The organism is Paenibacillus sp. FSL W8-0187 (genome assembly GCF_037969755.1).
Lineage (GTDB): Bacteria > Bacillota > Bacilli > Paenibacillales > Paenibacillaceae > Paenibacillus_AQ.
The window spans coordinates 248314-260921 of record NZ_CP150206.1; the positions used below are offsets into that span (position 1 = coordinate 248314).

Genomic DNA, 12608 nt, shown 5'->3' on the forward strand with positions numbered 1-12608 from the left:
AAAAGGCTGACCGTGGCTCATTGGCATTTCGGTCCGTCTTGAAATAACCGTTTAGTAAGAGGTCACCGAACAGGATCATAAAGGTGGCTTGCTGTAGGCAAGATCATGTATTCATAAGGTTGATGACGCTAATCTTCTTTCGACGGAAAGATCGTCAATTCTGCTGCAGCATCTCCAAAAATGCCCCTGCAGCAAGCGAGGGCGACACCTGCTTCCGAACAGCGACACCAATATATCGATCCGGTAACGGCATTTCTGTTCGAAGCTCTAGCAAGGAACCGTCCGAGATGCGGGACGCGACGAAGGCTCGCGGCAAGAATGCTGTTCCATAACCGCGCTCGGCAAATTCCGCTAACATGTCCAGGCTGTTCAACTCGAAGTCGGCTTCCACTTCCACTCCTTGTGATCGGAACCACCCTTCGATGAAGGAACGTGTCGAGCTGCCGGGGGATAGCATTAAGAGGGGAAGCTCCGTTAACTGTTCTGTCCGAAGGGGCTCTCGCGCCCATTCTGCGAAGGCCGTTCCGATCACAGCGCAATAAGGGGAGTCATGCGAGTCGATGATCTTGATCTCTTCATCCGATACGGGCAGGTGAACAAAGCCGAGATCCAATGAGCCTTTCTTTAAGCGCTCCAAAATGCTGCTTGTCCGCTCCTGTGACAGCTGAATACGGATGTCGGGATAGCGGACATGGAATCGGTCGAGCAAGGCGAGGAGAAAGTCCTTGAGGATTGCCCCATTCGCGCCAATCCTCAGCCTGCCTTCGCTGAACTGCTGTAGCCTTTTCAAGCGGCGCTCGGCTGAATCAAGTTCATCGAATGCTTGCCTTACATGCTGATACAAGGCCTGACCTTCTTGCGTTAAGCGGACACCCTTGGATAACCGGTCGAACAGCCCTACACCGAGTGCTTCTTCCAACTGCTTGATGGCGTAACTCACAGAAGGCTGTGTCATATGGAGGTTTTGCGCAGCTTTCGTCAGATTGGAAGTCTCTGCCGCATGCAGGAACACTCGATACCATTCCGTGTTTGCGATCATTTGTCATCAATCCTCTCTATGGGAACTCTTCGATATTGCGATTTCATTTATTTCAAATATACCTCTAAACTGAAGGAGAAGGAATCGAAAGTATTCGGGAGGTATGGACATGGCAGGGAGTACGTTTGGAGAGCGGTTAAAAATGACTACGTTCGGGGAGTCACACGGAGAAGCAGTGGGCGTCATTTTGGAAGGCGTCACACCGGGCGTTGAGCTGGACGAGGCCTACATTCAGATTCAGATGGATCGAAGAAGACCCGGGCAATCCTCAGTTACAACTCCGCGCAAGGAATACGATAAGATACGAATTTTATCCGGTCTTTTCGAGGGGCGAACGACGGGAACGCCACTGTGCATCATGCTTAATAACACCGACATGCGCCCGTCGGCATACGACACAATCAAATCGGCCTACCGGCCCGGGCATGCGGATTTCACTTATGAAAAGAAATACAAGATCCGCGACTATCGCGGCAGCGGAAGAGCTTCGGGAAGGGAGACAGCTGCGCGAGTGGCTGCCGGAGCCGTGGCGCGCAAGCTTTTAGAACGTCGGGGCGTCTCCATCATGGCTTATACGACGGAGATTGGTGGCATCCGATGTGAGCAATTCGACGCCGATGCTATCGAACAAAATGCCGTTCGCGCGTGCGATCCTGAAGCAGCCGTTCGCATGATCGAGATGATCGAACGACTGGCAGAAGAAGGCGACAGCTGCGGGGGGATCGTCGAATGTCGAATTAGCGGCATTGCCGCAGGACTGGGGGAGCCCGTATTCGACAAGCTTGACGCTGAGTTAGCGAAGGCAATGTTATCTGTTGGCGCGATTAAGGGCATTGAATTCGGGACGGGCTTCCAAGCGGCCTCTATGCGGGGAAGCGAACATAACGATCAGATGGACGCAGGAGGGTTCCGGACGAACCATGCCGGCGGGATCATCGGTGGTATCAGCACTGGGGCGGACATCGTGTTTCGAGTCGTCGTAAAGCCGACTTCATCCATTTCTATCCCTCAACAGACTGTCGATGTGGACGGCAACGAACGGGAGATTGCGACGATCGGCAGGCACGATCCATGCATCTGTCCCCGCGTCGTACCCGTGATCGAAGCGATGGCTTGCATGGTAATCGAGGATCATTACAAGCGTCAAGCCGCCCTGCAAGACGAATAGCCGTCTGGATGAAGCCGATCGGAGAGTATCAGCTGTGTCTCATTTCAGCTATCGGGTATTTCTGGCTGTATGTTTCGCCAGGTCAATTCTTCGGAAAACGGTCCGTTGAATGGAGCTAGAAGTGGCGGTCCCATGAGCGGCAGGCTGTCCAGGTCAGCGGTAAGAGCAAATTATTATACAGCAAAAAACCGGAAGAGACTGAAGTCTTCTTCCGGTTTTTTGATTTAAGAGATAAGAAAGTATAGACATCCGAGGCTTAGCATCCTTATCTCGCAAGAAAAACTTCCGCTACATGCGGTCTGTCTACTGTGAAAGTACGTCGATCGACGTTTTTCTTATAGATATAGAATTTATAAGTTATCAGCGGAGCTGATGAAATTCTATATCGCAAGAAAACCTACCTTTGAATCGCGGTCGCTCGTCCTTGAATTGGCCTCGATAGAGGTTTTCTTATATTTAAAGATCCAATGCGGCTATAAGTCCCGGGGGGTGGGACTGAAATCGCATTAAACCAGGGTTTTCAAGGAATCCGGCGTGAATGGTGCCAACTCGTCGAAACGTCCGTTTCGAACCTTAGCAGCCCACTCTGGATCAGCCAGCAGGGCACGGCCTACGGCAACCAGGTCAAATTCATGCTCCTCAAGGCGGTTCAGCAGCTCTTCAAGGTCCTTCTGGCCGGCACCCTTACCTTGGGTGAAGAGGCTTGTAAATACTTCATCGAGGCCGACAGAACCAACGGTGATAACCGTTTTCCCTGTCAGTTTCTTGGCCCATCCAGCAAAGTTCAGGTCAGAACCTTCGAATTCAGGCTCCCAGAAGCGGCGGGTCGAGCAGTGGAATATATCGACCCCGGCGTCAGACAGCGCGGTTAACAACTGATCCAGCTTTTCAGGCGTATCCGCCAGCTTTGCTTCATATTGGGTCGTCTTCCATTGGGATAAGCGGATAGCAACCGGGAAGTCCGGACCCACCGCCTCACGTACGGCTTTCACCACTTCGACCGCAAAGCGGGCGCGCTTCAGCATGTCACCTCCGTATTCATCGGTACGCTGGTTCGTTCTCTCCCAGAGGAATTGGTCGATCAGGTATCCGTGGGCACCATGGATTTCTACTCCGTCAAAGCCAATGCGCTTGGCATTCGCGGCCGCATCGGCATAAGCTTGAATGACCTGCTCGATCTCATCCTTGGTCATCGGCTTCGTGACGACGTTGCCGTCCAGGTCAAGTCCGGATGGTCCGATGGGAAGTGCCTCCGGATTTGGCTCGGCGCCTATTGGTCTAGTCATGCCGATATGCCAAATTTGCGGCATGATCTTACCGCCGATTTCATGGACCTGACGGACCACCTCGGCCCAGCCGTTCAATGCGGCTTCACCATGGAAGTTAGGCACATTGGGGCTATCGGTAGCCGCTGGATGGTTAATCAGTGTTCCTTCGGTAATGATCAATCCGACGCCATTCTCCGCACGCCGGCGGTAGTAAGCGGCCACATCCGGGCCTGGAACGCCGTTAGGGGAGAACCCGCGCGTCATAGGGGCCATCACCACGCGGGACGAAAGAGTAAGGTTACCGATGGTAAATGGCTCGAATAGGGACGCTGTAGAACGGACATTTTGATTTTGGTTGGTCATGTATGGAATCCTCCAATATGTTTAATATGCTTTTCTGTATTTTCATAAAAATAGATATATATGATAAAAAGAAAGAGCTTTTAAGCTTAATCTTCAATTTCACTTTGCTTTTTAAGCCTAAAGCTCTTTCTTGAGTTGTTCGATAAAACGCTGAATGCCTTCCTCATTCCGTCTGTAATATGTCCACTGGCCCGCTCGATGGGATTCCAGTAGACCGGCCTTTTGCAATTTTACCAGGTAGCCAGAAACGACCGACTGAGCGAGTCCTGTTTTATCCGAAATGGAGCCCACGCAGATACCGCCCTGAAAATCACATTTCGAAGGCATGTGATCCTGCGGAGCAAAATGTTCCTCCGGATGCTTCAGCCACTCCAGGATTTTAAACCGGGACTCGTTTGATAGTGCTTTGATGGTTTGTAAGGTATCCATATGCTTATTATATCTATTTTTATAGAAATGTAAATATGGTTTTTAAAAAGATGGCTATCGGAAGATCAAAACAAGGCCAAGCGTTTGTTGTTTTGCCGTATGAAGGATGCAGACTACAGCTTACCGTGCTCCCACAAATTCAGCTGATTTGATGCCGGCTTGGCGGCCGAAAATAATGATCTCGGCAACAGAGTTGCCACCGATCCGGTTTTGACCGTGCAATCCGCCTGTTAGTTCACCGGCTGCAAACAATCCTGGAATAGGCTTGCCGTCTTTATCCAAAACTTCCGTGTTCGTGTTGATTTTTACGCCGCCCATGGTGTAGTGAATACCGGGGGCGATTTGGATGGCGTGGTATGGCGCTTCGGACAAGTCGTTATCCATGCCTGTCGTTCTGTCGAATTCGGTATCTTTATTGTTCTTCACCGCACTGTTCCATGTATCCAGTGTGACTTTAAGCTGATCAGCTGGGACGCCCATTTCTTTGGCTAAAGACTCGATCGAATCACCGTGAATGACAAAGCCCATTTTCTCATATTGCTGAATCGCTTTGACGCGGGATTTTACCCCGGAATCGAACACAAGATAAGCCGATTTTTCAGGAAGCTTATTGATGGCGGCGGTGACGTTGTCCCGAGTATCCAGCTCGTTTGTGAAACGTTTGCCTTGGCTGGTCACGAGGATGGCTCCTTCTCCCCGAACGGCCTCCCCGATGAGATAAGATTTCTCCTGCTGCACCGTAGGGTGAACCTGGATTTGATCCATATCGACCGTTGTACCGCCGAGCTTTTCAATCATGGTGATGCCGTCACCGGTGCTGCCTTCCTGGTTGGTGGTCACGTACCCTTTCAGATCGGACCGAACTTCGGAAATCATGTCCATATTGGCTCCGAAACCGCCGGTTGTTACAACGACGGCATCTGCTGCAATGTTTTTCTCATCATTCTCGTTGAAGATGACTTTGACGCCGTTTACCTTGCCGTCTTTTTCCGTAATATCCGTTACCTTGGCATTGACGAATAGCGGAATTTCTTGTTCTTGTACATTTTTTACCAGTCCGTTGACAAGGTATTGTCCTACTGCTGAGCCGTCCTCAGGACGGTGCGTGCGTTTTTCGTTCATGCCGCCCGTAATGGTGATATTGTTCAACCGAATCCCAATGGAATCCAGCCAATCGATCGCGCTTGCCGAGTTGTCAACGAAGAAACGAAGCATGTCTTTGTCGTTGGTTCCATGACCGCCCTTTAAAGTCTCTTCATAAAATAAATCGTTGTTGTCCTTAATGCCCTGTTCTTGTTGGAACTTGGTTTCGGAAGCATTCATGCCCGAAGATGATTTTATGGTATTCCCGCCGGCAATCGGCATTTTTTCAAAAATGACCGGATTCATGCCTTTTTCTTTTGCCTCAAGAGCAGCAGACATACCGGCTCCGCCTGCACCGACGATGATGATATCATACTTTTCTTTGAGCTGATCGATCGGCGTATAACCGGTTTGGGACGCACCCGAAACGGCTGTCTCTTGGTCTTCTTCTTTTTTCGCGTTGTCCTGACTCTGATCCTGGTTCCCGCTGCCGCATCCCGCGATAGCAAGCATGAAAGAGAGAATGAGTATAAGCGTTGCTGCAAACTTCCTTTTCACTGTGTAACCCTCCATTTTCTCTATATCTATTTAGTTGACCCTAAAGAGCCAATCGAAAAAGGAGGTCGTAACGAAGGAAAGCGAGAAGTGAAAAGGAACGTGAGCGTGACCTTTACTCTTCGAATCTCAGATCTTCCCTGGTTGCCTCCCTCCGGTCGGCCTCGTCAGGTCCACTTCATTGTAATATAGAGCAATCAATTATGTGGTGAATTATTTCACAATGTGTATTGGGTCTTATTTATTACGATGCCACCCGGGCTACGATCTCTTGACTTCCTGCGTGTTTCCAATTTATTTTGCCTCATAAGGATACCGCTTTTTCGCGTTGAGTTCCTTTATAATGAAGATATATAATCTGATCATTGCCTGTGTGGATGATTACGCTCTTGATTGGAGGGGTTTTATGGCACAAACAACAAAAAAAGCGCTTGCCCTATCGCTAAAAAAAATGCTTGAGAAAAAAACGCTTGATAAGATAACCGTTATTGATATTGTTGAGGACTGCGAAGTAAATCGCCAAACGTTTTATTATCATTTCAAGGATATTTATGATCTTGTGGAGTGGATTTGCACAAGTGAGGCTACCATAGCGTTGGATGGCAAGAAAACATATGACACGTGGCAGCAGGGCCTATTGCAAATATTTGAGTATGTGCTGAAAAACAAGGCGTTTGTGACGAGTGTCTATCATTCGATTAAACGAGAGCAACTGGAAAGGTACCTATTTAACGTAACCTATAATCTTTTGATAGGAGTTATCGAGGAAAAGGCCGTTACGATGTCGATCAGGGATGATGATAAGTCGTTTATCGCTGACTTTTATAAATATGCGTTTGTAGGATTGATGCTGGATTGGATTGCTAAAGGGATGAAGGAAGAGCCCGCTGCGATTGTGGACCGGCTAAGCATTTTGATTCAAGGAGATATTTTTTTCGCGCTTGAAAAGTTTAAATCGCACCACGATCATTAGACAATATTAGGCTTTTGTCGAAAGTTTCGACATTAGGCGGACATTGTCTATAGGAGACCTCCGAATATTTTCTTATGATGAAGTTGCTAGAATCAATTCGGAGGTGACTGGAATGTATTATAGCAATGGAAATTATGAAGCGTTTGCCCGTCCGGAAAAACCGGTCGATGTCGACAAAAAATCAGCATATCTGGTTGGAGCCGGTTTAGGCTCTCTGGCAGCTGCGTGCTTCCTTGTGCGCGACGGCCAAATGAAGGGAGAACGGGTTCACATTCTGGAGGAGCTTAGTCTTCCCGGAGGTGCCTGCGACGGAATTCATGACAGCGATAAAGGTTTTATTATTCGCGGTGGACGGGAAATGGAAGATCATTTTGAATGCTTGTGGGATTTGTTCCGTACTATTCCGTCTCTTGAAATTGAAGGCGCATCGGTTTTGGATGAGTTTTACTGGCTGAACAAGAAAGATCCAAACTATTCTCTAATGAGAGCCACGGTTAACCGAGGCGAGGATGCCCATACGGATGGAAAATTTGCTCTGAGTGAAAAAGCTTCGCTGGAAATCGTGAAGTTATTCTTTACTCGAAACGAAGATTTGTATGATAAGCAAATTACCGATGTATTCACGGAGGATTTCTTTGCCTCGAATTTCTGGCTTTACTGGAGAACGATGTTTGCCTTTGAAGATTGGCACAGCGCTTTGGAGATGAAGCTTTACATTCAAAGATTCATTCACCATATTGGCGGACTGCCTGATTTTTCGGCGTTAAAATTTACGAAATATAATCAATATGAGTCATTGATTCTGCCAATGATGAAATATTTGCAGTCGCATGGCGTTCATTTCCAATATGATACAACGGTCACGAATGTAGTATTTGATATTCAAGGTAATAAGAAGGTTGCCAAGCAAATTGTATGTCGCCGTGCTGGCAATGAGGAATATATCGATTTAACGGAAGATGATTTGGTGTTTGTGACAAATGGCAGCTGCACGGAAAATTCTTCTTCGGGCGACCATCATCGTGCGGCTGAATTCAATCGTTCCGCAGGCGGCTGCTGGGAGCTCTGGAGAAATATCGCCAAGCAGGATCCATCCTTTGGGCGCCCCGATAAATTCTGCACGAATACGGAAGCGACGAACTGGGAATCGGCAACCGTTACGACACTTGATGACAGAATTCCGCCCTATATTGAAAAAGTTTGTCAGCGCGACCCGTTCAGCGGAAAGGTCGTTACCGGCGGCATCGTGTCCGTAAAGGATTCCAAGTGGCTCATGAGTTACACTTTAAATCGTCAACCGCATTTCAAAGAGCAGCCGAAAGATCAGCTTGTGGTATGGGTATATGGATTATTCACCGATGTTCCGGGCGATTACATCAAGAAGCCGATGAGAGAATGTACCGGCGAGGAAATTACGATGGAGTGGCTGTACCATCTGGGTGTGCCGGAGCATGAAATTGCTGACATGGCTGCCAACTCTGCCCGCTGCATCCCGACCATGATGCCTTACATTACGGCATTCTTCATGCCGAGAACAGAAGGAGACCGGCCAAAAGTAGTTCCGGATGGTTGCGTCAACTTCGCGTTTATCGGACAGTTTGCCGACACGGTTCGCGACACCGTATTTACAACCGAATATTCGGTTAGAACGGCAATGGAGGCTGTGTACACCTTATTAAACGTAGACCGCGGCGTACCCGAAGTGTTCGGCTCCTGCTACGATGTCCGTGTACTGCTGGACTCCACTTCCAAAATGATGGACGGTAAAAAACTAACCGATTTGAAGCTTCCGTTGATCATGAACTTAATAGAAAAGCAGGCTTTGAAAAAAGTTTCCGGAACCGTCATCGAAGATATGTTGAAACGCTATAACATCATATAGTCGAAGTCCCATTGTCAAAGATGATATGGAACATCAATGAGCGCACCAATCCAAGATTGGTGTGCTGTATGGAAAAAAACAAACACGATAGATCCCTGGCCTTTATGGCCTTTGGAGACCTATCGTGTTTATTTATTCTTTGAAGGAAAGGCCCTTCTCGGCAAGAGCTTCGCGCAGTATTCTGATCGCTTTGGGCCCTACCCCGTGAAGCGCCAGCAGTTCTTTCTCGGATGCTTGGGTGAGGTCGGCAAGCTGATGATAGCCTGCAGCGATTAGGGCTCGACGTGCAGGTTTACCGGCCTTAACGGGAAAATCGCTCTCTGCAGCCGGAGTGGGGGTTTTGTCACGCATGCAGATCCCTCTCTTTTCGGTTGTTTTGTTAAAGCGGATATAAGGCACCAGACTGAATGGTAGACGCTAAGTTTGTAGGAATAATTTAGTAAGATTATGTTATACATCTCATGTTCTGTAAAGAACGAATTCCATACTCATGGCAGAAAAGGCAGATTCATGGAGGGTTCAGGCAATCTTCATAAATTCTATTGACAATCTTAATGAGAATAATTATCATTGTGCTGAGTGTTGATAATGATAATTGTTCTCAATAATTATTATTAGTAAACAATATCTACAATACATAGAGGGTATGAGGGGGAGAAATTCAATGCGCAGTATGAAGGGTCTCGTGTTTATCGTATTGATTTTTGCATTGGTTTTAGCCGGTTGTGGCGGAGGCGCGGCATCCAATGATGGAGGCGGCTCTACCGCAGCGCAGAATTCGGATCAAGGGGCCGCACAGGGTGGGGATAACACCGAGGCCACGCCGGAGACCCGAACCATTAAGCACGCCCTGGGCGAAACGGAAATCACTGGCGTTCCTAAGCGTATTGTCGCACTGGAATGGCTTTACGCGGAGGATGTCCTTGCGCTCGGCGTTCAGCCCGTCGGCATTGCAGATATTGAGGGGATGAACCAATGGGTAAACATTCCGGTGGAGATCGGTTCGGACGTGACCGATGTCGGCACTCGTCAAGAGCCGAATCTCGAGCTTATCGCTTCCTTGAAGCCGGACCTGATCATCGGTTTGAAATCGAATCTTGAAGCTGGCTATGATACTTACAACAGCATCGCGCCAACATTGGTATTCGATCCTTATCCGGTTGAGGGACAAGGGGACCAATATGAAGAGATGGTTAATACCTTCAATACGATTGCTGACGTGCTTGGCAAAAAAGACGAAGCTGCAAAAGTACTTAGCGACCTGGATCAAACCTATGCCGACGCCAAAGCCAAGCTTGAAGCTGCCGGTATGACGGAAAAACCATTTGCGCTGGCGATGGGGTACAGTAACCAGAATGCGGTGACGTTCCGGATTTCGACGGACAATTCCCTGGCCGTCAAAATTTTGGAGCACATCGGGTTAACCAATGCCCATAAGCCTAATCAATTTGAGGTATATGGATTTACCACTGGGGACGTAGAGGCATTGCCTGCCCTTCAGGATGCGAATTTCCTGCATATAATTCAGGATAGCGATAACGTCATCGAGAACCAATTGAAGGACAATCCGGTATGGAAAGGTCTGAACTTTGTTAAAGAAGACCGCGTGTATGCACTTGGCGGTGACATGTGGCCATACGGCGGCCCATTGTCTGCCCAAACCATGGCCCAGAAGACAGCTGATCTGCTCACAAAATGAGTCTCGGTAAGAAACTGGCACAAGGCTCCGCGCCGGTGAGCATCCATCCAGCCCCACCCGTTTCCTCAGGTAGGGGCTGGAAGCCGTTATGGATGCTGGTTGGAGGCCTTGTGGCTCTGTTATTTCTCACATTTATCAGCTTGACGCAAGGGCTAGCGGATATATCCGTCAAAACGGTGGTCCAAGCCTTGGTGTCTCCGCAGGATATTGCAGATCATCATCTCATCCGCAGCGTGCGTCTTCCTCGAACAGTGATGGGCCTATTATCAGGCGCGGCCTTGGCGGTGTCGGGTGTGCTCATGCAGACCGTCACGCGCAACCCGCTGGCATCGGAGACAACGCTTGGCGTGAATGCCGGCGCTTATTTGGCCGTCGTGGCGGGGATGATCTTCTGGCCGGGACTGCTGCATCAGTATGCCCTTCCTTTGGCTGTCTCAGGGGGAACACTGGCGGCTGTAGCGGTCTATGCGCTGGCGGGAAAAACGCAGGGCTCCCCCTTGCGGATTGCATTGTCCGGGATGATCGTCACTCTGGTTCTATCCTCCGTTACGAGTGCGCTGGTGCTGCTGAACCAGCAAACGACGCAGGGGATTTTTCTGTGGGGCTCCGGCTCGCTAATTCAGAATGACTGGGATGGCGTAGCTTTTTCATGGCCGTGGATCATTGGCGGGCTGATCGTGCTGTGTTTAGCGGTACGCCAGTGGGACATTCTGACCCTCAATGAAGAGTCGGCACGTTCCCTTGGCCAAAAAGTCGGCACTACCCGCTTGCTTGCGATGGGGGCAGCCATTGTGCTGGCCTGCGTGACCGTGAGCGTGGTCGGTCCGATCGGCTTTATCGGGTTGGTCGCTCCTCATCTGGTCCGCCTGTCCGGCGTGATCCGGCATGCGGGGTTAATTCCGCTGGCTGCCTTATGGGGCTCTGCTCTGCTTGTCGGGGCCGACACGGTGGCCAGGATGTTCATAAACGCCTACGGTGAGCTTCCGGTCGGGGCCATTACGGCCATGATCGGAGCCCCGTGCCTCATCTGGCTTGCCATGCGGGTATCCCGCTCGTTGATCGGAGGGAGCGGGGCTTCCGGCGGATCAGCCATGGCGGTCACGAGCCTGCGCCGGATACCATATCCGGCCTTGGTAACACTGTTCAGCGTGCTGCTGGCGCTGGTATGGATATTCAGCCTGATGAGCGGCAGTCTGCGCATTCCCTTCACGGAAGTGCTGGCCGTGCTTACGGGAGGCGGCGAGTCGATGTATCGCCAGATTCTGCTGGAATTCCGCTTGCCGAGGCTGCTCACAGCCGGCTTGTCCGGCATGGCGCTGGCCGTCAGCGGCAGTCTTCTGCAGAATGCGGTCCGGAATCCGCTGGGAGATCCCCAGGTGATCGGAGTGACCAGCGGAGCCGGTGCGGGCGCACTGCTTCTGATGATAGGCTTTCCGCAATTGTCGGCTGGCTGGGTACCGGTCGGAGCGGTTCTCGGAGGGTTGGCTGCAGCCGCTTTGGTATACGCGGTGTCCTGGAAAAGAGGACTTCATCCGACGATTCTTACGCTGGTTGGAATTGCAGTTGCCGCGCTTGGTTCTGCCATCATCAATCTGATGATCATTCATGCGAAGGTCGACGTAGCGCCCGCATTATCCTGGATGGCGGGAAGCACGTATAACCGGGGCTGGACGGAGGTCCAGCGGATTGTTCCCGCCATTCTGATCCTGCTGCCTCTGGCTGCGTGGCTCGGGCGGAAGGTGGATCTGCTGACGTTCAGCGAAGAAAGCTCCACCGGTCTTGGCCTTCATGTACGGAATACCCGGATGTACGTCGCCATCATTGCGGTGCTGTTGGCTTCGATTGCCGCAGCCAATGTCGGCTCGGTCGGCTTTATCGGACTGCTTGCGCCGCATGCCGCCAGAATGCTGGTTGGGGCCCGCCATCGGCAATCGATGGTTATCGCTGCGCTGCTCGGCGGAATTTTGCTGGCTGGGGCAGACTGGATCGGGAGGGTGGTCATGATTCCGAAGGAACTGCCTTCGGGTATCGTTACCGCGCTTCTGGGTGCGCCGTACCTGTTATATTTGATGGGGAAAACCAATAAACTGAAACATAAATAACCGTATGTTGAATATCCAAAAAGGCTATTCCATAGTCGCCAAGAGAG

10 protein-coding genes are annotated in these 12608 nt (G+C 50.2%); 5 read left to right on the forward strand and 5 right to left on the reverse strand.

The window, feature by feature from the left end; genetic code table 11:
- Positions 1–154: 154 nt before the first annotated feature.
- Positions 155–1039, reverse strand: coding sequence for a LysR family transcriptional regulator (locus MKY48_RS01205; protein ID WP_339292103.1), 885 nt, complete (start codon positions 1037–1039; stop codon positions 155–157).
- Between the two features lie 109 nt (positions 1040–1148).
- On the opposite strand from MKY48_RS01205, the gene aroC reads away from it, so the two are divergent.
- Positions 1149–2207 carry a chorismate synthase gene (gene aroC, locus MKY48_RS01210; protein ID WP_076322659.1) on the forward strand — a complete coding sequence of 353 codons (1059 nt, stop codon included), beginning with the start codon at positions 1149–1151 and terminating at the stop codon, positions 2205–2207.
- A 506-nt stretch (positions 2208–2713) separates the two neighbouring features.
- Here the strand turns inward: aroC and MKY48_RS01215 are convergent.
- From MKY48_RS01215 to MKY48_RS01225, 3 genes are all read right to left on the reverse strand, one after another.
- On the reverse strand, positions 2714–3838 hold the full coding sequence (locus MKY48_RS01215) for an NADH:flavin oxidoreductase (RefSeq protein WP_339269403.1): 1125 nt from the start codon (positions 3836–3838) through the stop codon (positions 2714–2716).
- A 117-nt stretch (positions 3839–3955) separates the two neighbouring features.
- On the reverse strand, positions 3956–4267 hold the full coding sequence (locus tag MKY48_RS01220) for a helix-turn-helix transcriptional regulator (protein ID WP_076322657.1): 312 nt from the start codon (positions 4265–4267) through the stop codon (positions 3956–3958).
- Positions 4268–4387: 120 nt separating this feature from the next.
- On the reverse strand, positions 4388–5908 hold the full coding sequence (locus tag MKY48_RS01225) for a flavocytochrome c (protein WP_339269405.1): 1521 nt from the start codon (positions 5906–5908) through the stop codon (positions 4388–4390).
- A gap of 403 nt (positions 5909–6311) precedes the next feature.
- Here MKY48_RS01225 and MKY48_RS01230 point away from each other — a divergent pair, with 403 nt between their 5' ends.
- Positions 6312–6878: a TetR-like C-terminal domain-containing protein gene (locus tag MKY48_RS01230; RefSeq protein WP_339269407.1), complete on the forward strand. Its 567-nt coding sequence runs from the start codon at positions 6312–6314 to the stop codon at positions 6876–6878.
- Positions 6879–6990: 112 nt separating this feature from the next.
- Positions 6991–8760: an oleate hydratase gene (locus MKY48_RS01235; RefSeq protein ID WP_339269409.1), complete on the forward strand. Its 1770-nt coding sequence runs from the start codon at positions 6991–6993 to the stop codon at positions 8758–8760.
- 132 nt (positions 8761–8892) lie between these two features.
- Here MKY48_RS01235 and MKY48_RS01240 read toward each other — a convergent pair whose 3' ends face one another.
- Positions 8893–9111: a helix-hairpin-helix domain-containing protein gene (locus MKY48_RS01240; protein WP_339269411.1), complete on the reverse strand. Its 219-nt coding sequence runs from the start codon at positions 9109–9111 to the stop codon at positions 8893–8895.
- A 313-nt stretch (positions 9112–9424) separates the two neighbouring features.
- Between MKY48_RS01240 and MKY48_RS01245 the strand changes: the two genes are divergently transcribed.
- Together MKY48_RS01245 and fhuB are read left to right on the forward strand one after the other, a co-directional pair.
- Positions 9425–10459 (forward strand): iron-siderophore ABC transporter substrate-binding protein, encoded by a 1035-nt coding sequence (locus tag MKY48_RS01245; RefSeq protein WP_339269413.1) that lies wholly within the window; start codon positions 9425–9427, stop codon positions 10457–10459.
- 110 nt (positions 10460–10569) lie between these two features.
- Positions 10570–12561: a Fe(3+)-hydroxamate ABC transporter permease FhuB gene (gene fhuB / locus MKY48_RS01250; protein WP_339269415.1), complete on the forward strand. Its 1992-nt coding sequence runs from the start codon at positions 10570–10572 to the stop codon at positions 12559–12561.
- Positions 12562–12608: the final 47 nt, after the last annotated feature.